Source organism: Streptomyces lincolnensis, from assembly GCF_021173675.1.
GTDB classification, from domain to species: Bacteria; Actinomycetota; Actinomycetes; order Streptomycetales; family Streptomycetaceae; genus Streptomyces; species Streptomyces lincolnensis_B.
In genome coordinates this window covers 337,690-357,247 of record NZ_JAIHON010000009.1, presented here as the reverse complement: position 1 = coordinate 357,247, position 19,558 = coordinate 337,690, and the positions used below count along the sequence as shown (strand labels likewise).

Genomic DNA, 19,558 nt, shown 5'->3' with positions numbered 1-19,558 from the left:
CCCAGCGGCACGAACGACCCGTCGACAAAAGACGACAAAGCCATTAACTGGCATTGTCGCGGCCGTTGCTCCGTCGCGACAGGTTGATCCGCGACGGCCCGCTGTGGACTGCGCCACGTTGCGCGTCCTCCGGTTGTGCCGTACCACACCCACCCCAAAACGGGCGTGTTTTCGGGACATTGACCGACGAAGCGCCGGGCGTCCGAGTGCGGTACAACGATCGGCCAGCCTACCGCGCGCAGTACGACAACAGGATCACGGGGACGACAAAGAGGGTCAGGCCGTGCGGTCCGGCAACAGGCCGCTGAGCAGGAACGCGACGCTCCGTTCGGTCTCCGTCCAGGCCCTGGTGTCGAGTTCGACGGACTGGACGAGCGCGCACTCCACCTGGTAGCCGTGCCCGCTCAGGTCGCGGCCGATGATTTCGGCGGCGTCCCGGGTCGCCGCGTGCGTGACGATGCGCTGCGGACGCCGGTCGGCGACCGCGGAGACCACGGCCGCTCCCCCGCCGGCGACGCGGACGACGTCCGGTTCGGGGAGGTTCTCCAGGACGTGCGGGGCGGTGCCGTGCACGGTCTGGAGCTGGAGCCCGAAGGCGCGCGCGTTGGCGGCGGTGCGCTCGCAGGCCCGGGGGTCGCGGTCCACGGCGATGACGGCGGCGCCGGCCCGGGCGGCCTCGGTGGCGAAGGCCCCGCTGCCGCAGCCGATGTCCCACACGAGGTCACCGACGCGCGGCCCGAGCCGGACGAGTTGGGCGGCGCGGAGCGGTTCCAGTTCGCCCTCGCCCATGAGACCGCCGTAGGACTCGGCGGGCAGGGTCCAGCCGCGTGGGCCGGTGGCCGGGTCGCGGCCGGCGATCCAGCCGCCGCCGTCCGTCGCGGCCGAGGCGCCGCCGAGGACGATGACGACGTTCGGGTCGCGCCAGGTGTGGTCGGCGGCCTTGTCGGAGGTGACGACGGTGACCTGTTCGTGCTCGGTGCCGAGTTCCTCGCAGATGACGAAGGTGCGGTGAACGCCCTCCAGGAGCAGCCCGAGTTCGGCGGGTCCGGCGCCGGGTGAGGTGAGGACGGCGACCTTGGTGTGGGCGCGGCACACGTTCACCGCGCGGCGCAGGGTGCGTCGGTGTGCGACGACCACCTGTGCGTCGTCCCAGGGCATGCCGGCGCGGGCGAAGGCGGCGGCGACCGAGGAGACACCGGGGACGACCTCGACCTCCAGGCCGAACTCGGGGGCGCGCAGGGTCCGTACGACGCCGAAGAACCCGGGGTCGCCGTCGGCGAACACCACCGCGGTGCCGCGGTGTCCGGCGATCCGGCGGGCGGCGAGGGCCACGCTGCCGAGGCGGATGCGTTCGGCGGTGGGCGGTACCTCGGCGAGGGCGAGGTGGTGGGCGGCACCGGCCACCAGGGTGGCGGCGCCCAGAGCGGAGCGTGCCGCGGCGGTCAGCGGCGAGCCGTCCCAGCCGATCACCGTGACGCGGTCGGCCATCGTGTCTCAGTCTCCAGGGGTTCGCGCAGGTCGTCGCGGGCAGCCCGCGAGGGGGCTCCGTGAGAGTACCCGGTGAAGCCCGGAAGCGGTTTCGTCGCCCTCGACGGGATCCGGTCAGTTCCAGTCGGAGTACGAGGTGAATCCGTCGGCGTCGGCCAGCTGCTCGGCGATTCCGGCGAGGTCCTCCGGCAGCAGGCTCCAGACGATCACGTCGGTGCGGACGTCGGTCCACTCGCCGTCACCGGTCCTGGCGCGCGCTATCCAGGCGTTGCGCAGGACTCCCTCGCTGATGCAGCCGATCTTCTGGGCCACCTGCTGGGAGGCGGTGTTGTCGGCGGCGGTGCGCAGTTCCAGCCGTTCGAACTTCTGGTCGTGGAAGAGCCACTGGGCGGTGGCGAGGGCGGCCTCGGAGGCGTAGCCCTCGCCGCGCGCCCAGGGGGCGACGACGTAGGCGAGCTCGCTGGCGCGAACGCGCCAGTTCGTGTTCTGGAGGTGCACGATGCCGACGAGGCGCTGGGTGAGGAACTCGGTGACGGCGAAGACGATGCCGCGGCCCTCGGAGCGTTCGGCGGGGGCGATCCGGGTGATCCAGTCGCGGGCGTGGGCCTCCGTGTAGGGCTGCGGTGCGGAGGTCCAGGCGGTGACCTGCTCGTCGTTCATCATCGCGGCGAACGATTCGACGTCCGCCTCCTCGAAGGGGCGCAGCACCAACCGCTCCGTGCTGATGGAGATGTTGGGGAAGGTGCCACTCATGCGCCACTCCGTAACCGTCGGAAAACCTTCAGGGCCAGCTGAACTGCCCAGCATGCAGCATCCGGGCACGGAACCGCACGACGGGGTCTACCCCCGGTGAGGGAGTGGACCCCGTGCGTGGTGATACGTCGTATACGCGCCGGTGGGTTCAGAAGGACGCCCGGTCGGTTCAGAAGGAGGCGATGACGGAGCCGGCGTACTTGTCCTGGATGAACTTCTTGACCTCGGGGGAGGTGAGGAGCTTGGCCAGCTTGGTGACGCGCGGGTCCTTCTCGTTGCCCTTCTTGACGGCGAGGAAGTTGCCGTAGGGGTTGTTCTTGGCGGACTCCAGGACGAGGGCGTCCTTCGCGGGCTTGAGGTCGGCCTCGATGGCGTAGTTGCCGTTGACGACGGCCGCGTCCACGTCGTCCAGGGAGCGCGGGGTCTGGGCCGCCTCCAGCTCCTTGAACTTCAGCTTCTTGGGGTTCTCGGCGATGTCGGAGGGGGTGGCCTCGTTGCCGACACCGGCCTTGAGCTTGATGATCCCGTTGGCGTCGAGGAGCTTGAGGGCGCGGGCCTCGTTGACGCTGTCGTTGGGGACGGCGATCGTCGCGCCGCTCTTGAGGGCGTCGGCGCTCTTGACCTTGTGCGAGTAGAGGCCGAGCGGCTCCAGGTGGACCGTGACGACGGGCACGATGTGGGTGCCGTTCTTCTTGTTGAAGTCGTCCAGGTACGGCTGGTTCTGGAAGTAGTTGGCGCCCACCGAGCCGTCCTCGGTCGCCGTGTTCGGCGTGACGTAGTCGGTGAACTCCCTGACCTCCAGGTCGAGTCCGGCCTTCTTCGCCAGGTTGTCCTTGACGTAGGTGAGGATCTCGGCGTGCGGGGTCGGGCTCGCGGCGACGACCAGCGGGCCGCTGGTGTCGGAGGCGGCGTCGGTGCCCGAGCCGCAGGCGGTGAGCCCGAGGGTGAGGGCTCCGGCGGCGAGGACGGCGGTGGTGAACTTTGCGGTGTTACGCACGAAAAGTGCCTTTCCTTTTGGGTGCGGCGATCCCGTGATGGGGGTGCCACGGGAAAATCGGAGGTGTCAGACGGTCTTGGTGTCCGCCGTCGCGGCCTTCAGCAGACGGAGTTTCGGCGCCGGTCCCGACCGGCCGCCGCGGCTGTGCAGGGAGCGGGCCGCGTAGTCGCCGGCGAACTGGATGAGCGAGATGACGACGGCGAGGATCGCCACGGTGATCCACATCAGCTCGGTCTCGAAGCGCTGGTAGCCGTAGCGGATGGCGATGTCGCCCAGGCCGCCGGCGCCGACCGTGCCGGCCATCGCCGAGTAGCCGATGAGGGCGACGATCGTGGTCGTGGTGCTGGCGATCAGCGAGGGCAGGGCCTCCGGGACGAGGACCTTGCGGACGATCGTCCAGGTGTTGCCGCCCATCGACTGCACGGCTTCGACCAGGCCGCCGTCCACTTCGCGGACAGCCGTCTCGACCAGGCGCGCGAAGAAGGGGATGGCGCCGACGGCGAGCGGCACGATGGCGGCCTCGCGGCCGATGGTCGTCCCGGTGATCGAGCGGGTGAAGCCCATCAGCGCGACCATGAGGATGATGAACGGCATCGAGCGGGCGACGTTCACGACCTGCCCGATGACCTTGTTGGCGACGACGTTCTGGAGCAGTCCGCCCCGGTCGGTGAGGACCAGGAGCACGCCGAGCGGGAGCCCGCCGACGACGGCGATGAGCGTGGACCAGCCGACCATGTAGAGGGTGTCCCAACAGGCCTGCTCCAGCAGGGGCTGCATCTCGGACCAGGTCACTTGGCACCTTCCTTCACCAGTACGGACTCCTGGCCCTCGTGGCCCTGGCCGACGACGTCGATCTGGAGGCCCTGTTCGCGCAGGAAGCCGATGGGCACCACGTTGTCCTCGTAGCGGCCGGGCAGTTCGATGCGCATCCGGCCGACCTGGAGGCCGCCGACGGTGTCGATGGCCGCGCCGAGGATCGATATGTCGATGTTGTAGGTGCGCGAGAGCTGGGAGATGACGGGCTGGGTGGCGGCCTCGCCCTGGAAGGTGACGTCGACGACGGTGCGGTCGTCGGCGGAGACCTCGCCGCTCACCGGGAAGAGCGCGGACGCCAGCTGGGAGCCCGGGGTCGCGAGCAGCTCGCCGACCGTGCCGGACTCCACGATCCGGCCCCGCTCCATGAGCGCGGCGGAGTCGCAGACAGACTTCACGACGTCCATCTCGTGGGTGATGAGCAGGACGGTCAGGCCCAGTTGCCGGTTCAGGTCGCGCAGCAGCTGGAGGATGGAGCGTGTGGTCTCCGGGTCCAGGGCGCTGGTGGCCTCGTCGGACAGCAGCACCTTCGGGTCGCCGGCCAGGGCGCGGGCGATGCCGACTCGCTGCTTCTGGCCGCCGGAGAGCTGGGCCGGGTAGGCGCCCGCCTGGTCGGCGAGGCCGACGAGGTCGAGCAGGTCGAGCGCCTTGCGGGAGCGCTCCTTGCCGGACGTGCCGAGGATTTCGAGGGGCAGCTCGACGTTGTCCTGGACCGTCCGGGTGGACAGCAGGTTGAAGTGCTGGAAGACCATGCCGATACGGCTGCGCGCCTGCCGCAGTTCCTTGCCGGCCCGGGGACCGCGCCCGGCGAGGGCGGTGAGGTCCTGTCCGGCGACGGTGACCGTGCCGGCGGTGGGGCGCTCCAGCAGGTTGACGCAGCGGATGAGCGAGGACTTGCCGGCGCCGGACTGGCCGATGACGCCGTACACCTCGCCTTCGCGGACGTGCAGGTCGACGCCGTCCAGGGCGGTGACCTCGCGGCCGCGGGAGCGGTAGACCTTGGTGAGGCCCGATGTGGTGATCACTGGGTTTCCGTCACTGTCGAGTACGCGGGCGTGAGTGTGCCCTGGTACGGGAGAGAAGATGTGCGTGGGGCAGCGTGGTCACGTACGGGATGCGCACGGACATGCCACGGCGGCTCGCTTCGGGGCGCGAGACCTCAAGGGGTGGTGCGGGGGCCCTCTAGCAGGCGCACATTCGACACATACAACGAGCACCGGGCGTCATGGTCGCCTCGGTCGCAGGGGTGCGGTAGCTCGTGGTGGTCATGCGATCAGTAAAGCAGACATATGGGAGCGGCCAAGAACCGCTGTCCGTATGCCGGACAGCGGTGGACAGGGCCTCAGGGGCGGACGGAGATCTCCACTCCGGCGCCGGTGACCAGGGCGGACAGGGCGGACAGATCCGCCACCACGAGATCGGCGTCCAGTTCGTGGGACGCGTGGGTTGTGGTCAATGCCACGGTGGTCATTCCGGCGGCGCGGCCGGCCGCCAGACCGGCGGGGGCGTCCTCGAAGACGACGCAGTGCGCGGGGTCGACGCCCAGTTCGCGGGCGGCGAGCAGATAGGGCTCGGGGTCGGGCTTGCCGCGGGTGATGTCGTCGGCGGTGACCATCGTCTTGGGCAGGATGCCGACGGCGTCGAGGCGGGCCTCGGCGAGGCGCCGGGTGGCGGAGGTGACGACGGCCCAGCGGTCCGCGGGCAGGGAGTCCAGGAAGGCCCGGGTGCCGGGCAGCAGGTGGACGCCGCCGTTCGGGACGTCCGTCACCTCCAGCAGTTCGATCCGCGCGACGGCCTCCGGGACGAGGTGCGCGGGCAGCAGGTCGGCGGCTATCTCGGCGGCCGGCCGCCCGTGCAGTGCGACACGGGCGAACTCCTCGGCCGTGATCCCGTACTCCCGGGCCCACCGCGTCCAGCAGCGGTCCACGGAGTCGAGGGAGGAGACGAGAGTGCCGTCGTTGTCGAACAGGAGTGCCTGGGCGTGGAGCTTCATGCCCTCGACCCTACGGGCCCTGCCGGGGTCGGCCGCACCAGGCCTTTTGGCCCGTAATAGGGTCGCTCCATGCTTGATGCCCTGACGCTCGCGACCGGCGTCGCCGCGCTGCTGCTCGCGGCGTGGTGCGGCTGGGCCGCGTACCGCGACCAGCCGACCAAGGACTGGCACTTCATCGGGATGGCCGTGGTGACCGTGCTGGCCCTGGTCCAGATGGTGGTCGGCTTCGTGCAGCTGGGCCGGGGCGAGAAGCCGGACCAGGGCACGACGATCTTCGTGGCGTATCTGCTGGGTGCGTTCGCGTGTGTGCCGGCGGCGGGGTTCATGTCGCTGGCGGAGCGGACGCGGTGGGGCTCGGTGACGGTCGCCGCGGGTGGAGTGGTGCTGGCCGTTCTGGAGGTGCGGCTCTATGACATCTGGGGAGCCTGAGGTGAGCGAGGGCCGGCGGCGGCTCAGCAGTGGGCCCGGGACGTTGTTGGTGTGGTTGTACGGGGTGATGGTGGTGGGGGCGGTGTCGCGGTCGGCCGTGCAGATCTCCACCGAGTTCGACCGGGCGCCGCTCGCGTACTCCTTGTCCGCGGTGGCCGGCGTGGTCTACGGCTTCATCACGTACTCGTTGGTGCGGGGCGGGGAGACGGCCCGTAAGGCGGCGCTCGCGTGTTGCGTCCTGGAGCTGGCGGGCGTGCTGACGGTCGGTACGTGGACGCTGGTGGAGCCGTCCGCGTTTCCCGACGCGACCGTGTGGTCGGACTTCGGGATCGGGTACCTCTTCATTCCCGTGCTCTTGCCGCTTTCCGCCATCTACTGGTTGCGCAAGGGTGCGCCTACGGGGGATGCCGCCTGAGGATCGGTCGGCGGCATCCGGTCGTATGTGGCTGGTCGCGCAGTTCCCCGCGCCCCTTTAAGTCGGCTGTCAAGCCGTTGCTGCGTATGTTCCCGCCGGCTTTTCCAGGACGATCATCTCTACGCCGTCCTTGCCCTTGGACGTGCCGACCGTGTGGTAGCCCACCCGGCGGTACAGGCGGAGGTTGCCCTCGCTGCGGTGGCCGGTGTGGAGGCGGAAGCTGGTGGCGCCGCGCTCGTCCGCGAGGGCGGATTCGGCCGCCCGGAGGAGGCGGGCGCCGATGCCGTGGCCCTGGAGGCGGGGGTGGACGCAGAGTTTGCCGATGGCGGCGGAGCCGTCCTCGGTGACCCGGCCGCGGACCGAGCCGACGACCTCCTCGCCGAGGCGGGCCACGAAGACGCAGTCCGCGGCGACCTCCTCACGGACCGAGTCCAGGGTCTGGACGAGCGGGTCGATGCGGTAGTTGCCGTACAACGCCGCCTCACTCTGGAAGCACAGGTACTGGAGCCTGAAGATCTGCTCCGCGTCCTGCTCGGTCGCCGCCGAGATGGTCACGCTCATGCCCATGTGCGCACGCCTCCCGCTCACCTGATCGCCGGTTGTCCCTCACTCCTATCCCCGCACTCCCCGGGCCGCAACCTCCGGCGTGAGCAATCGCCGCAGACATCCCAGACATCTGGAACGTTCCGGTCCCAGACTTCCCTGTGAGATACCCAACTCCCCCGCGATCTCCCGGTAGGTGAGGTCACGCGGCGACAGGAGAGCGGCGAGGAGGGTGGGGCAGCGGCCGGGCAGGCGCCGTACGGCGTCGTGCAGCGCGCGGCGGCGGGCGGCGGCGAGGGTGAGCTGTTCGGGGCCGTTGTCGCCGTCGTCGGCGGGCTCGGTTTCGTACGGCCGTTCGAAGCGGGTGGTACGGCGGGTGCGGCGGGACTCGGAGCGGACGGCGCGGCGGAGCCAGCCGGGCGGGTCCAGGGGCGGGCCCTCGGTCTGGAGGCGTTCCAGGAGGCGCAGCCAGACCGCCTGTTCGAGATCGCCGGGTTCCGTTCCGGTGGCGTGCGCCTCGGCCGAGGCCTCGGCGGTGAGCAGCGGGCGCAGGGTGGTGACCAGGTCGTACGTCATGTGCGGAGCGACGCGGCCGCCCGGGCGGCGGGTTGCCCGGGCGGCCGTATGTCACTCCAACCGGGGCCGGTCGCCTGCCGGTTGACCTCGGTCGTTGACGAGGACGTCAGTGGTCGAGGAAGTCCTCGCGGGCCAGTACGCCGGTGTCCGGGTTGTCGGTGAAGACGCCGTCGATGCCGGTGGCGAAGTACGTCCGGAAGGCGCCGAAGACATCGCCGTAGGCGTCCGCGTCCGTGCCCTTCCTGAAGTTGGCCGGCAGGAAGGGGTTCTCGTTGCGCATGGTCCAGGGGTGCAGGACGAGGCCGACCTTGTGGGCGTCCTTGACGAGGGTGGTGGGCTTGGTCAGGTTGCCCTGGACGTCCCTCGGGATGATCAGGTCGAGGGTCGGGCCGATGCCCTGGGCATAGCCGGCGATCTCGCGGAGTCCCTTGGGGGTGACGAGGTCGGCGACCGTGCGCGGGTCACCGCTGTCCACGAAGTCCCAGGGGCGGCTGTCCGCCGAGGACAGCAGCACGGCCAGGGGGTTGTCCACCAGCCTGTTCAGACGCTGGATGCTGGTCGGCTCGAAGGACTGGATGATGACCGGCGAGTTCCGCCTGTCCTTGCCGTACTTGTGCAGCAGTTTGGCGACCCGCTCCTCCAGGCCCAGACCGAGCTTGCGGAAGTAGGTGGGGTGCTTGGTCTCGGGGTAGATCCAGACCTGCTTGCCGCGCTTGCGGGTCTGCTCGTCCTGCCACTTCAGGACCTCTTCGAAGGTGGGGATCTCCCAGCGGCCGTTGTAGAGCGTGTTGTGCGGGCGGTTGGCCGGGATGCGCTCGATCGCGCGGAGCGTCTTGAGCTCGGCGAGCGTGAAGTCCTCGGTGAACCAGCCGGTGGTGGAGACGCCGTCCAGGACCTTGGTGGTCCTGCGGGAGGCGAACTCCGGGTGGCTCGCGACGTCCGTGGTGCCGCCGATCTCGGGCTCGTGACGGCAGACGATGTGACCGTCCTTGGTGGGCACCAGGTCACCGGCCTCGACGATGTCGGCGCCCATGTCGAGGGCCAGCTGGTAGGAGCCGAAGGTGTGCTCGGGGCGGTAGCCGCTGGCCCCCCGGTGGCCGATGATCGTGGGCACGGGCAGGCTCTTCAGGCCCCCGCCGCCCGGCCTCGCGCCCGCGGCTCTCGCGGTGCCGGACAGTCCGAGGACCGTTCCGCCCGCGCCGAGCACGGCTGCGCCGAGGAGTGCCCGGCGTCCCGTGTGCGCCTGCTCGGTGGACTCGTGCTGCGACTCCTGCGGCTCCTGGGTTCCCATGAGCGCCCTCCCTGCGTCGGCTCGTCACTGCGCGCCGATCGTAGGTGGGCGCAGATGGCGGGCGGGAGACCCCCGGCCGAACACGCGGGTGACTCGGGATGTCGCGTGGGAACAGATGTCTGATGGTCCGTCGGCTTCAGGGGGAGGGGCCGGGGTACGCGACCTCTGTCACATCGTTCCGGCAGGGTTACCGCACGGAGACGGTGGGTCACCCCAGGTAAACCCGGGTCAACAGTACGTAAGACCTCGGTGAACCCCATGCGCCCGATGTGCGCGACACCCCGGGCCGCGAGTAATGTCCTCACCTGCACGGACTCATACAGATTCCCTGGCCGTTCTCTTGACACCGGAGGGCTCGTTGTCCCGCTTCGCGCTCATCAAGGCAGTGCTCGGACCGATCATGCGCCTGATGTTCCGCCCACAGGTGGAGGGCGCGGAGCACATCCCGGGTGACGGTCCGGTCATCCTGGCCGGCAACCACCTCACCTTCATCGACTCGATGATCCTGCCGCTGGTCTGCGACCGTCAGGTCTTCTTCATCGGCAAGGACGAGTACGTCACCGGCAAGGGCTTCAAGGGCCGGCTCATGGCCTGGTTCTTCACCGGCGTCGGCATGATCCCGGTCGACCGGGACGGTGGCAGGGGCGGGGTGGCGGCGCTGATGACCGGTCGCCGGGTCCTGGAGGAGGGCAAGCTCTTCGGCATCTACCCCGAGGGCACGCGCTCTCCCGACGGACGGCTGTACCGGGGCCGTACCGGGATCGCGCGGCTGACGCTCATGACCGGGGCGCCCGTCGTGCCGTTCGCCATGATCGGCACGGACAAGATCCAGCCGGGCGGGTCGGGGATGCCGCGGCCCAGCAAGGTGACGGTGCGGTTCGGCGAGGCGATGGAGTTCTCCCGGTACGACGGGATGGACCGGGACCGGTATGTGCTGCGGGCCGTGACGGACTCCGTGATGACGGAGGTCATGCGGTTGTCGGGGCAGGAGTATGTGGACATGTACGCGACGAAGGCGAAGGCCGCGTAGGGGTTTGCGGGGGGCGCCGTAGGGGGCGCGGTCGTCTTTCGGGTGCGGGTTTGTTGTGGCTGGTCGCGCCCGCGCGGCGGAGCCGCACATCGATACAGCCCCGCGCCCCTAGAGGGGCGCTTCCAGTGGAGGGCCGTCATTGCCGTTCTGCGCGTTTGGGGCCGGGAACCACAGTACAAACGTTGAGCCTTCCCCTACTTGCGAGAACAGCCTGACCTGACCTCCGTGGGATTCCACGATCTGGCGGACTATCGCCAGGCCCAGGCCCGCGTGGCGGTCTCGGGCGGTGGTTGTGGACCTGGCCCGCCAGAAGCGGTCGAAGACGCGGGACTGGTCGTCGTCGAGGATGCCGGGGCCCTCGTCGCGCACGGCTGTCCAGAGCCAGGTGCCGTCGCGGCCGGCGGCGACGGTGATACGCGTGCCCGGCGGAGCCAGGCGTACCGCGTTGGAGAGCAGGTTGCCGACGGCTCGGCGGAGGGCGTCGTGGTCGCCGATGACGGTGAGGCCCGGGGTGAGGCGGCGCTGGAGGGTGAGGCCGCGTTCGGCGGCGAGGGGGGCGAACTCCTCGCAGGCCTCCGCGGCCGCGGCCGCCAGGTCCACGTCGGCGTCGGCGAGGGCGGGCGCGCTGCGGCGGGAGGTGGCGAGCAGGTCCTCGACGAGACGGGTCATCCGGGTGGTGGCGCGGTCCACGCTGCGGGCGGCCTGGCGGCGCTCCTCCTCGTCGGACTCCTCGGCGGTCAGGACGGCGTCCAGGTTGGCGCGGATGATCGCCAGTGGGCTGCGCAGTTCGTGGGAGGCGTCGTCGATGAGCTGGCGTTGGGCGCGGAACGCCTCGTCCAGCCGGTCGAGCATGGAGTCGACGGTGTCGGCGAGGTCGCGCAGCTCGTCCTTGGGCCCGGTGAGCCGGATGCGCTGGGAGAGGTCGGTGGCCTGGATGTCCGCGGCCGTGCGGGAGATGGCGCGGACCGGGCGCAGGGCTCGGCCGGAGAGGATCCAGCCGAGGGCGAGGCTGGTGACGGCGACACCGCCGAGGACGGCGTAGGAGAAGCGGCGGAGGTTGCCGAGGGTCTCGTAGTTGACGGCGGCCTCGATCTCCTCGACCCGGGCGACCTGGATCTGGCCGACGTAACGGTCGCCGACGTACTTCTGCGCCGAGTACTGCTTGGTGACCGGGTGGGCGTCGCCGCTGCGCTCGACCGCGACGTAGACACCGCCGAGGACGAGGGCGGTGAGGACGAACAGGAGGCCGGAGTAGAGGACGGTGAGGCGGAAGCGGATGGTGTGGGTGAAGGCGGGCAGGGGCAGGCGCCGGACGGGGAGCCGCTGGGCGAGCCGGGTCGGGGAGAGGCGCTTGGCGACGGGGCGTTTCATGGGCTCTCCCTCAGGCGGTAGCCCTGCCGGATCACCGTCTCGATGAGCGGGGCGTCCTCCCCGGTGACCTTGCGGCGCAGTGAACCGACCGTGACGCGGACGGTGTTGGTGAACGGGTCGGCGTACTCGTCCCAGACGTGTTCGAGGAGCTCCTCGGCCGGGACGACACGGCCGGGGCGGGTCATCAGGTAGTGCAGGACGCTGAACTCCTTGGGCGTGAGCTGGAGTTGGCGGTCGCCCCGGTAGGCCTCGAAGCGGGCGGTGTCCAGGCGGAGTTCGCCCACCTCGACGATCGCTGTGCCGCCGTCCTCGCGGCGCAGCAACGCCCTGATGCGGGCGAGGAGTTCGGGCAGCGCGAAGGGTTTGACCAGGTAGTCGTCGGCGCCCTCGTCGAGGCCGCGCACCCGGTCGGCGAGGCGGTCGCGGGCGGTGAGCATCAGGATGCGGGGGCCGCCGGGGTGGGCGCGGATGGCACGGCAGACCGCGAAGCCGTCGCCGTCGGGCAGGTTGAGGTCGAGCAGGACCAGGTCGTAGTCGTTGACGGCGAGTTTCTCGGTGGCGGTGTCGACGTCCGGGGCGACGTCGACCGCGTACCCGGCCCTCACCAGACCGACCTTGAGCGCGACGACCAGGTCCTCCTCGTCCTCGACCACGAGCAGTCGCATGTCCGCCCCCTGTGTGTCAGCTGCCGTCGATGATCGTCCGGGCGGCGGTCGCGGCGTCCGCCACGGGGATGGCGAAACCGATGCCGATGGAGCCGCCCCTTTGCCGGTCCAACGTCGCGATGGCCGTATTGATGCCGATGACCCGTCCTTCGGCGTCGACCAGCGGTCCGCCGGAGTTGCCCGGGTTGATCGACGCGTCCGTCTGGAGGGCGCGCCGCTGTCCCCCGCCGTCGCCCAGTTGTACGGCGCGGTCGAGTGCGCTGACGATGCCGGAGGTGACCGTGCCGCTGAGGCCCAGCGGGGAGCCGATGGCCAGGACGGTGTCGCCGACGCCGGGTCGGGGACCCGTGGCCAGGTCGACGGCCCGGAGCCCGCGCGCCGTCTCGGGCTCCAGTACGGCCACGTCGTGCGCCGGGTCGTCGCCGATCACGTCCGCGCGCAGCCGGCGCCCGTCCTGGAGCTCGACGGTGACGCTGGAACTGCCGTCCACCACATGGGCGTTGGTCATGATCCGGCCCCGCTCGTCGAAGACGAACCCGGAGCCCTGTCCGTTCGCCGTCCGCACGGAGACCACGCTCGGCAGCACCCGCGCCGCGACGGCCTCCAGATCCCCGCCCGCCCGCGCGGCGGCCTGCGGCGCGGAGGGGTCGTCGTCGCCGAGGGCACCCGCCGCGTATCCGGCGGCCCCGCCCGCCAGGACGGCGGCGAGGACCGCGACGGCGAGAGGGCGGGGGGTGCGGGGTCGTGGGGGTACGGCGGCGGTGGTGGTCGGGGTCCCGGGCGACGCGGACGGCGGTGGCGCGGCGGCCGTCTCCCGCGGCGCGGGGCGGGCGGGGAGCGCGGGGCGACGGCCGGGGAGGAAGGAGGGGCCTCGGGGTTCACCGAGGCCGGTCGGGGACGGGGGCGGGGGCCCTGCGGCATCGGCGGAGGCCGCGGCGCCGGACGCCGGGGGGCCGGCGGGGGCCGGTGCGTCCGGCGGGGCGAAGGGACTGGGAACCGGCGCGCCGCCGGGCGGGACGGAACTGGTCGGATCGGTCACGATCTGCCTCCTTGGGCGGGGAGGAACGGGGACTACCGGTGTCGGAGGACGGGACCGGCATGGGCCGGGTCCCCGGGGGCGTCGGTCTGGATCCCCGAAGGGGGTGGTGCGGGGCCGGCGTGGCCGAGAGAGACGAACGGGCACGGCCCAGGTCCTGAGGAGCAGAACGGGCACGGCCGGGTCCCGAGAGGTAGAGCCGGCACGGTCCCGGTCCCGGTCCCGGAGGCTGTCGGTCCGGCCGTCGAGGGGTGCCGAGCGGGAACTGCCACGGCCGGAGGAGGCGGGACCTGCAGCACAGCCCAGGAAGCTGTCGCTCCAGCCCCGAGAGGGCGCCAGGCGGGCATCGCCACGGCCGGAGGAGACGGGACGGGCACAGCCCGGGTCCCCGAGGGCGTCGGTCCGGGTCCCTGTGAGGAGGCGGGGGGGCGGAATGCCGTGGTCGAGGTACGGAACACCGGCCTGGGTCGCCCGCCCGGAGGGCGTCGCTCCGCCCCCGAAGGGGCACAGGGCGAGGACCGCCAAGGTCGGGAGGACCGGTAGGGACCAGATCCCCGGAGGACGTCGGTGCGGACGTCGATACGGCCCTCCAGGGGCGTGGGCCCACGCTCCGGATGTCGTCGTGGGCCGACGCCACCCCGGCGACCACCGGATGCGCCGGGACGCCATGGCCCCGCCGGACACGCGTCGCACCGCCGGATGCGCCTGGCGCCGCCGGACACGCACGGTCCCGCCGGACGCGCACGGGACGCCGAACGCGCCTCCCCCCACCACATACGCGCGGCACGCCACCCGCCCCCAGCCCTGCCCCCGCTCCCTCCCCCTCCCGATGTCGTTCACGGCAGCCGCGAGAACCACAGCAAGGACGTGGCCGCGGCGATCAGGGCCGTGGTGAGGCCGCCGGCCACGAACCACTGCCAGATCTCGCGTTCCTCGGTGCGGTAACCGACGGAGCTGCCGATGTCCTCGTAGACGGCCTGGAGTTCCTCGCCGGTGGCGGCCTCGTGGTAGTCGCCGCCGGTGCGGGAGGCGAGGTTCTCCAGGGCGGGTCCGTCGACGGGGACCTGGAGGGTGCGGCCGTCGCCGAGGTCGACGGTGCCTTCCGGGGTGCCGTAGGCGATCGTGGAGACGGGGATCCGCTCGGCGGCGACCTCCTCGGCGGCCGACTCGACCGAGCGGCCGACGGTGTTGGTGCCGTCGGACAGCAGGACGATGTGGGCGGGCGGGGGCTCGGTCTCGGCCTGTCGGTCGAGTGCCCGGATCGCGTTGCGCGCGGCGATGACGGCCTCGCCGATCGCGGTGCCCTGGCCGGTGGTGAGCTGTTGGACGGCCGTGCTCAGCATCACCCGGTCGGTGGTCGGCGGGACCGCGACCGTGGCGGAGCCGCTGAACGCGACCAGCCCGGTGTTGAACCGTTCGGGAAGGCGGTCGATGAAGGCGAGGGCCGCGCGCTGGGCGGCGATGAACCGGGTGGGTTCGACGTCGGTGGCCTCCATGGAGCCGGAGGTGTCGAAGGCGACGACGATCGTGGCCCGTTCCCGCGGCACCTGGACGTCCGCCGTCGGCCGGGCGAAGCCCAGCACCAGCAGGGCGAGCGTGGCGCAGAAGGCCCCCGCCGGGACGTGCCGCCGCCAGCCCGGCCGGCTGGGCGCGACCTTGTCGAGCAGATCGAGGTTGGTGAAGCGGACGGCGTAGCGGCCCCGCCTGCGCTGGACCACCAGATACGCGGCGATCAGCGCGACGAGCGGCGCCAGGAGCAGCAGCCAGCCGGGGGAACGCAGGCCCATGATCCCTCCTCTCCTGTCTGTCCTGGCTCTTCTGTCTCTCCTGTCGTGGTCCCCGGTGTCATGCGGCGCCGCCTCCCCCTCGGCGTCGCTGGTCCTCGACGTACCGCACGACGTCCCGCACCCAGTCCCGGTCGGTGCGCAGCCGGAGGTGTGCGGCCCCGGCGCGGTGGATCGACCGCTTGATCAGGGCGCGTTGCTCCAGGGCGGCCTCGGCGTACCGTTCGCGCACCTTCCGGGTGTGCGTGGGGATGTCGCGGCGGCGGCCGGTCTCGGGGTCGACGACGGTCAGCAGCCCGACCGCGGGCAGTTCCATCTCGCGCGGGTCGACGGTCTCCACGGCGAGGACCTGGTGGCGCCGGGCCACGTTCCGCAGCGGCTGTTCCCAGCCGGACTCCAGGAAGTCGGAGACCACCGCGACGAGTCCGCGTCCGGGCAGGACGCGCAGCGCCCGCAGGGCGTCGGCCAGGCTCGATTCGGCGGACCCGGGATCGACCCGGGGACGGTCGAGAGCCGCGCGCAGGATCGTCAGCAGGTGCTGCCGTCCGGAGCGGGGCGGGATCCGCCGTATGCCGTGCGGCCCCGTGATCTGCGCGCCGAGGCGGTTGCCCGCCCGCTCGGTCAGGAAGGCGACGGACGCCGCCGCGCCCACCGCCAGGTCCCGCTTCTCCATCCGGGCCGTGCCGAAGTCCATGCTCGCGGAGGCGTCCAGGACGATCCAGGTGGTGAGTTCGCGGTCGGCGAGCGTGAGGCGGACGTGCGGGACGGTGGTGCGGGCGGTGGCGTTCCAGTCCATCCGGCGCACGTCGTCGCCGATGACGTACGGCCGGGTCTCGGAGAGTTCGCCGCCGGGCCCCGGCAGGAGCGCGGAGTGATCGCCCTGGAGGAACCCGTCGGGATGCCGGGTGAAGAGCAACTCCAGGTGTTTCAGGGCTTGTTCGGGGGTGAGCTCACGCAGGGTCGGGGTCATGCCACTGCCTCCTCGGCGGCCTGCCGTGGACTGATCCGGGGCTGCTGGACCGCGGTGAGCACCTCGTCGACGATCTCGCCGGGGGTGATGCCGTCGGCCAGCGCGTCGAAGGACAGCACGAGCCGGTGCGCGACGACCTCGTGCGCCAGGTCGCCCACGTCCTCGGGCAGGACGTAGCCGCGGCCGCGCAGCAGGGCCAGTGCCCGGGCGGCGGCGACCAGGCCGAGGGTGGCGCGCGGGCCCGCGCCGTGCGCCAACCGGCTCTCCGGCCCGGCGAGTTCACGGGTCGAGCAGACCAGTCGTACGGCGTACTCGGCGACCGCGTGGTGCACGAACACCTGGTCGGCGGTGCGCTGGAGGGCGATGAGCCGCTCGGGGGTGAGGACGCGGCGCGGGCTCGGCGGGTCGACGCTCATCCGGTAGAGGATGGCGAGTTCCTCGGACTCGCTGGGCGCGGCGACCTCCACCTTGAGCAGGAAGCGGTCGCGCTGGGCCTCGGGGAGGCGGTAGACGCCCTCGGACTCGATGGGGTTCTGGGTGGCGAGGACGAGGAACGGCTCGGGGACGGGGAGGGTGGTGCCGCCGATGGAGACCTGGTGCTCCCCCATGACCTCCAGGAGCGCGGACTGCACCTTGGCGGGGGCGCGGTTGATCTCGTCGGCGAGGACGACGTTGGCGATCACCGGGCCCGGTTCGATGTCGAACGCCTCCTGGGAGGAGCGGTAGATCCGGGTGCCGGTGATGTCGGACGGGACGAGGTCGGGGGTGAACTGGAGCCGGGCGAAGTGACCACCGACGACATGCGCGAGGGTCTTCGCGGCGAGCGTCTTGGCGACGCCGGGGACACCTTCGAGCAGGCAGTGGCCGCGGGCCAGGATCGCCGTGAACAGGCGTTCCACCATGCGGTCCTGGCCGACGATGACTCGTTTCACCTCGAAGAGGGCCTCTTCGAGGAGTTTGCCTTCCGTGGTCACAGGCCGGAGGCGGGGTCGGTGGTGGCGGTGCCGACGGTGCCGGGGCCGGTGCCGGTATCGCCACCGGTACCGCCCTTGTCCGGGCAGTCCTTGCCGTCCTTGCCGTCCTTTCCGTCCGCTCCTTCCTTGCCGTCGTCCACGACCAGCCTGACCTGGCCCGTGGGTTTGTCGTCGCCGTCGGCGGCGAGGGCGAGGGTGGTGAGGGCTCCGGTGACCATCCATGTGCGTGTGGGTCGTGTCATGGAGCCAAGACCATCAGGCGGGGGCGAAAACGGGCTTAAAGCCGGGGCCTACGGGTGGCTGTCGAGCCGTTGGCCGCGCAGCATGAACCATGCCGCGACCGCCGCGGCCAGCAGGACCGCCGCACCCGCTCCCGCCGCCACCGTGAGGCCGTCCACGAAGGAGGTGCGGGCGGCGTCGAGCATGGCCGCTGCCGTGTGCGGGGGCAGACTCGACGCCGCCTCCACCGCGCCGCCCAGCGACTCGTGAGCCTCCGGCGGGGTGCCGGCCGGGCCCGGGAAGCCCCGGTACACACCCGTCACGATCGAACCCAGGACGGCGATGCCGAGGGCCGCGCCCAGTTCGTACGCCGTCTCGGAGACGGCCGATGCCGCGCCCGCCTGTTCCTTGGGTACGGAGCCGAGGATGACGTCCGCCGTGACGGTGAAGGAGAAGCCGGCGCCGATGCCGACGACCAGGAGGGCGGCGCCCAGCAGGGGGTAGCCGGTGGACCGGTCGATCACGGTCAGGGCGGCCAGGGCCAGGCCGACCGCGGCGAGACCGCCGGAGACGACCGCTCGCACGGAGAAGCGCCGGGCCACGCGGCCCGCGATCAGACCGGCCACCACCGCGCCCACCGCGGCGGGCAGTTCGGCCAGGCCGGCTTCCAACGGGCGCCTGCCCTGGACCAGTTGCAGGTACTGGGAGAGGAAGAACACCAGCCCGGACAGGCCGAGGATGGTGAGCAGGTCGGCCAGGACCGCGCCGCTGAAGCCGCGGTCGCGGAACAGGCGCATGTCGAGCAGCGGGGCCGGCAGGGTGAGCTGTCGGCGTACGAAGCCGTAGAGGGCGCCCGCGCCCAGCAGACCGGCGGCGAGGGTCTCCCATGTGACGCCGTGGGTGGCGGCCTCCTTCACGGCGTACACGACGGCGATCATGCCGACCAGGGAGAGGGCGACACTGAGCATGTCCCACGGACCGGGACTCGGGTTCCGTGATTCGGGCAGCAGCTTGATGCCGACGACGACGAGGACCGCCATCACGGGCAGGTTGATGAGGAAGACCGAGCCCCACCAGAAGTGTTCGAGCAGGAAGCCGCCGACGATCGGGCCGACCGCCGTGCCGGCGGAGGCGGTCGCGCCCCAGATGCCCACCGCGAGGCTGCGTTCGCGCGGGTCGTGGAAGAGGTTGCGGATCAGGGCGAGCGTGGCGGGCATCAGGGTCGCGCCGGCGACACCGAGCAGGGCCCGGGCCACGATCATCAGTTCCGGGGTGGTGGCGTAGGCGTTCAGCACGGATATCGCGCCGAAGGCGGTGGCGCCGATGAGCAGGATCCGCTTGCGTCCGATGCGGTCGCCGAGGCTGCCCATGGAGACGAGCAGTCCGGCGATGACGAAGGAGTAGACGTCGCCTATCCACAGCAGCTGGGTGCCGGAGGGCTTGAGGTCCTCGCTGATGTAGGGGGTCGCGAGGCCGAGGACGGTCGCGTCGACGGCCACCAGCAGCACGGCGAGCACCAGCACGGCCAGTGCGAGCCAGCGGCCGGGGCGCTTCACTGCCTCGTCAGGGGTCGCCGACGGCAGGGTGCTGGTCATGATTCCTCTCTCGGTCGTGCGGGATGGCGCAGGGCGCCGCCGAGCAGCAGCTCGGTGATCATGAAGGTGAAGTCCCTGGAGGCCACGCGGCCTTCCGAGACGGCCCAGGCGCCGGAGCCCAGCAGGCCGTACAGCGCCTCGGTGAGCCAGGCCGGTGTGAGGTCGATGCGGAACTCGCCGGCCGCCTGGCCGCGTTTGAACAGGTCCGCGACGCGCTCGTCGATGCGGGTCCAGCCCGGGTTCTGCGCCCCGCCCTCGAACAGCTGGTTCTCGGTGTAGAGGAAGGCGAGCAGGGCGGCGGCGGATTCGAGCTCACGCACCAGCCGGCGTACGGCATCGCTCGCGGGCCCCTCGTCCGGACGGGCGGCGTCCAGCGCGGCCTCGCACTCCGCGATGCCGAGCGCCTCCAGCGCCCGGACGAGCGCGTCGCGCCCGGCGAACTGGCGGTGCAGCGTGGCCCGGCTGATCCCGGCGGATTTGGCGACCTCGTCCATGGTCGCGGTGGATTTGCGGGTCAGCAGGGCAGCGGCGCTGCGCAGTACATGGTCACGATCGACAGCCATGAGACGAGCATAGTCCATGTGAGACATTTTTGTCTCATTACGGGCACGGACGT

Annotated in this window: 21 protein-coding genes; 3 read left to right on the top strand and 18 right to left on the bottom strand. The window is 71.5% G+C overall.

Annotated features, from left to right (window positions below):
- Positions 1-276: 276 nt before the first annotated feature.
- The 6 genes from cbiE to K4B79_RS28035 all read right to left on the bottom strand — a co-directional run bounded on the left by cbiE (position 277) and on the right by K4B79_RS28035 (position 6,044).
- Positions 277-1,488 (bottom strand): precorrin-6y C5,15-methyltransferase (decarboxylating) subunit CbiE, encoded by a 1,212-nt coding sequence (cbiE, locus tag K4B79_RS28060; protein ID WP_232029717.1) that lies wholly within the window; start codon positions 1,486-1,488, stop codon positions 277-279.
- A gap of 114 nt (positions 1,489-1,602) precedes the next feature.
- The gene (locus K4B79_RS28055; protein WP_232029716.1) at positions 1,603-2,241 is read right to left on the bottom strand and encodes a GNAT family N-acetyltransferase; all 639 of its coding nucleotides are present in this window, start codon (positions 2,239-2,241) and stop codon (positions 1,603-1,605) included.
- Positions 2,242-2,410: 169 nt separating this feature from the next.
- Positions 2,411-3,238, bottom strand: coding sequence for a MetQ/NlpA family ABC transporter substrate-binding protein (locus K4B79_RS28050; RefSeq protein ID WP_232029715.1), 828 nt, complete (start codon positions 3,236-3,238; stop codon positions 2,411-2,413).
- Positions 3,239-3,304: 66 nt separating this feature from the next.
- A complete protein-coding gene (locus K4B79_RS28045) occupies positions 3,305-4,030 on the bottom strand; it encodes a methionine ABC transporter permease (RefSeq protein ID WP_232029714.1) in 726 nt (241 codons plus the stop codon).
- On the bottom strand, positions 4,027-5,076 hold the full coding sequence (locus K4B79_RS28040) for a methionine ABC transporter ATP-binding protein (RefSeq protein ID WP_232029713.1): 1,050 nt from the start codon (positions 5,074-5,076) through the stop codon (positions 4,027-4,029). The genes K4B79_RS28045 and K4B79_RS28040 overlap by 4 nt, the downstream gene beginning before the upstream one ends.
- A 317-nt stretch (positions 5,077-5,393) precedes the next feature.
- Positions 5,394-6,044 (bottom strand): HAD-IA family hydrolase, encoded by a 651-nt coding sequence (locus K4B79_RS28035; protein ID WP_232029712.1) that lies wholly within the window; start codon positions 6,042-6,044, stop codon positions 5,394-5,396.
- A 69-nt stretch (positions 6,045-6,113) separates the two neighbouring features.
- Here K4B79_RS28035 and K4B79_RS28030 point away from each other — a divergent pair, with 69 nt between their 5' ends.
- Both K4B79_RS28030 and K4B79_RS28025 read left to right on the top strand, forming a co-directional pair.
- Positions 6,114-6,473 (top strand): hypothetical protein, encoded by a 360-nt coding sequence (locus K4B79_RS28030; RefSeq protein WP_232029711.1) that lies wholly within the window; start codon positions 6,114-6,116, stop codon positions 6,471-6,473.
- On the top strand, positions 6,454-6,888 hold the full coding sequence (locus K4B79_RS28025) for a hypothetical protein (protein WP_232029710.1): 435 nt from the start codon (positions 6,454-6,456) through the stop codon (positions 6,886-6,888). The genes K4B79_RS28030 and K4B79_RS28025 overlap by 20 nt, the downstream gene beginning before the upstream one ends.
- Before the next feature lie 69 nt (positions 6,889-6,957).
- Here the strand turns inward: K4B79_RS28025 and K4B79_RS28020 are convergent, their stop codons facing one another.
- The 3 genes from K4B79_RS28020 to K4B79_RS28010 all read right to left on the bottom strand — a co-directional run bounded on the left by K4B79_RS28020 (position 6,958) and on the right by K4B79_RS28010 (position 9,298).
- Positions 6,958-7,455, bottom strand: coding sequence for a GNAT family N-acetyltransferase (locus K4B79_RS28020; protein ID WP_232029709.1), 498 nt, complete (start codon positions 7,453-7,455; stop codon positions 6,958-6,960).
- 45 nt (positions 7,456-7,500) lie between these two features.
- Positions 7,501-8,007, bottom strand: a complete 507-nt coding sequence (locus tag K4B79_RS28015) for an RNA polymerase sigma factor (protein ID WP_232029708.1) — start codon at positions 8,005-8,007, stop codon at positions 7,501-7,503.
- A gap of 106 nt (positions 8,008-8,113) precedes the next feature.
- Entirely contained in the window at positions 8,114-9,298 is a 1,185-nt protein-coding gene (locus K4B79_RS28010) for a glycerophosphodiester phosphodiesterase (RefSeq protein WP_232029707.1), read from the bottom strand.
- Between the two features lie 358 nt (positions 9,299-9,656).
- Between K4B79_RS28010 and K4B79_RS28005 the strand changes: the two genes are divergently transcribed.
- Entirely contained in the window at positions 9,657-10,328 is a 672-nt protein-coding gene (locus K4B79_RS28005) for a lysophospholipid acyltransferase family protein (RefSeq protein ID WP_306502699.1), read from the top strand.
- A gap of 108 nt (positions 10,329-10,436) precedes the next feature.
- On the opposite strand, the gene K4B79_RS28000 is transcribed toward K4B79_RS28005, so the two are convergent.
- The 9 genes from K4B79_RS28000 to K4B79_RS27960 form a co-directional block, all read right to left on the bottom strand.
- A complete protein-coding gene (locus K4B79_RS28000) occupies positions 10,437-11,699 on the bottom strand; it encodes a sensor histidine kinase (RefSeq protein ID WP_232029705.1) in 1,263 nt (420 codons plus the stop codon).
- Positions 11,696-12,364: a response regulator transcription factor gene (locus K4B79_RS27995; protein WP_232029704.1), complete on the bottom strand. Its 669-nt coding sequence runs from the start codon at positions 12,362-12,364 to the stop codon at positions 11,696-11,698. Before K4B79_RS27995 ends, K4B79_RS28000 begins: the two co-directional genes overlap by 4 nt.
- Positions 12,365-12,380: 16 nt before the next feature.
- Entirely contained in the window at positions 12,381-13,403 is a 1,023-nt protein-coding gene (locus tag K4B79_RS48360; protein ID WP_232029703.1) for a S1C family serine protease, read from the bottom strand.
- An 833-nt stretch (positions 13,404-14,236) separates the two neighbouring features.
- Entirely contained in the window at positions 14,237-15,187 is a 951-nt protein-coding gene (locus K4B79_RS27985) for a VWA domain-containing protein (RefSeq protein WP_232029702.1), read from the bottom strand.
- Between the two features lie 58 nt (positions 15,188-15,245).
- The gene (locus K4B79_RS27980; RefSeq protein ID WP_232029701.1) at positions 15,246-16,154 is read right to left on the bottom strand and encodes a DUF58 domain-containing protein; all 909 of its coding nucleotides are present in this window, start codon (positions 16,152-16,154) and stop codon (positions 15,246-15,248) included.
- Positions 16,151-17,128 (bottom strand): AAA family ATPase, encoded by a 978-nt coding sequence (locus K4B79_RS27975; RefSeq protein WP_232029700.1) that lies wholly within the window; start codon positions 17,126-17,128, stop codon positions 16,151-16,153. Before K4B79_RS27975 ends, K4B79_RS27980 begins: the two co-directional genes overlap by 4 nt.
- Positions 17,125-17,370 (bottom strand): hypothetical protein, encoded by a 246-nt coding sequence (locus tag K4B79_RS27970; RefSeq protein ID WP_232029699.1) that lies wholly within the window; start codon positions 17,368-17,370, stop codon positions 17,125-17,127. Before K4B79_RS27970 ends, K4B79_RS27975 begins: the two co-directional genes overlap by 4 nt.
- Before the next feature lie 48 nt (positions 17,371-17,418).
- On the bottom strand, positions 17,419-18,942 hold the full coding sequence (locus K4B79_RS27965; protein WP_232029698.1) for an MFS transporter: 1,524 nt from the start codon (positions 18,940-18,942) through the stop codon (positions 17,419-17,421).
- The gene (locus K4B79_RS27960) at positions 18,939-19,505 is read right to left on the bottom strand and encodes a TetR/AcrR family transcriptional regulator (RefSeq protein WP_232029697.1); all 567 of its coding nucleotides are present in this window, start codon (positions 19,503-19,505) and stop codon (positions 18,939-18,941) included. The genes K4B79_RS27965 and K4B79_RS27960 overlap by 4 nt, the downstream gene beginning before the upstream one ends.
- Positions 19,506-19,558: the final 53 nt, after the last annotated feature.

Bases quoted from the DNA above. Each gene is read 5' to 3' on its own strand.
- cbiE (WP_232029717.1), bottom strand. From the start codon at position 1,488: ATGGCCGACCGCGTCACGGTGATCGGCTGGGACGGCTCGCCGCTGACC.
- K4B79_RS28055 (WP_232029716.1), bottom strand. From the start codon at position 2,241: ATGAGTGGCACCTTCCCCAACATCTCCATCAGCACGGAGCGGTTGGTG.
- K4B79_RS28035 (WP_232029712.1), bottom strand. From the start codon at position 6,044: ATGAAGCTCCACGCCCAGGCACTCCTGTTCGACAACGACGGCACTCTC.
- K4B79_RS28030 (WP_232029711.1), top strand. From the start codon at position 6,114: ATGCTTGATGCCCTGACGCTCGCGACCGGCGTCGCCGCGCTGCTGCTC.
- K4B79_RS28025 (WP_232029710.1), top strand. From the start codon at position 6,454: ATGACATCTGGGGAGCCTGAGGTGAGCGAGGGCCGGCGGCGGCTCAGC.
- K4B79_RS28020 (WP_232029709.1), bottom strand. From the start codon at position 7,455: ATGGGCATGAGCGTGACCATCTCGGCGGCGACCGAGCAGGACGCGGAG.
- K4B79_RS28015 (WP_232029708.1), bottom strand. From the start codon at position 8,007: ATGACGTACGACCTGGTCACCACCCTGCGCCCGCTGCTCACCGCCGAG.
- K4B79_RS28010 (WP_232029707.1), bottom strand. From the start codon at position 9,298: ATGGGAACCCAGGAGCCGCAGGAGTCGCAGCACGAGTCCACCGAGCAG.
- K4B79_RS28000 (WP_232029705.1), bottom strand. From the start codon at position 11,699: ATGAAACGCCCCGTCGCCAAGCGCCTCTCCCCGACCCGGCTCGCCCAG.
- K4B79_RS27995 (WP_232029704.1), bottom strand. From the start codon at position 12,364: ATGCGACTGCTCGTGGTCGAGGACGAGGAGGACCTGGTCGTCGCGCTC.
- K4B79_RS27985 (WP_232029702.1), bottom strand. From the start codon at position 15,187: ATGGGCCTGCGTTCCCCCGGCTGGCTGCTGCTCCTGGCGCCGCTCGTC.
- K4B79_RS27980 (WP_232029701.1), bottom strand. From the start codon at position 16,154: ATGACCCCGACCCTGCGTGAGCTCACCCCCGAACAAGCCCTGAAACAC.
- K4B79_RS27970 (WP_232029699.1), bottom strand. From the start codon at position 17,370: ATGACACGACCCACACGCACATGGATGGTCACCGGAGCCCTCACCACC.
- K4B79_RS27965 (WP_232029698.1), bottom strand. From the start codon at position 18,942: ATGACCAGCACCCTGCCGTCGGCGACCCCTGACGAGGCAGTGAAGCGC.
- K4B79_RS27960 (WP_232029697.1), bottom strand. From the start codon at position 19,505: ATGGCTGTCGATCGTGACCATGTACTGCGCAGCGCCGCTGCCCTGCTG.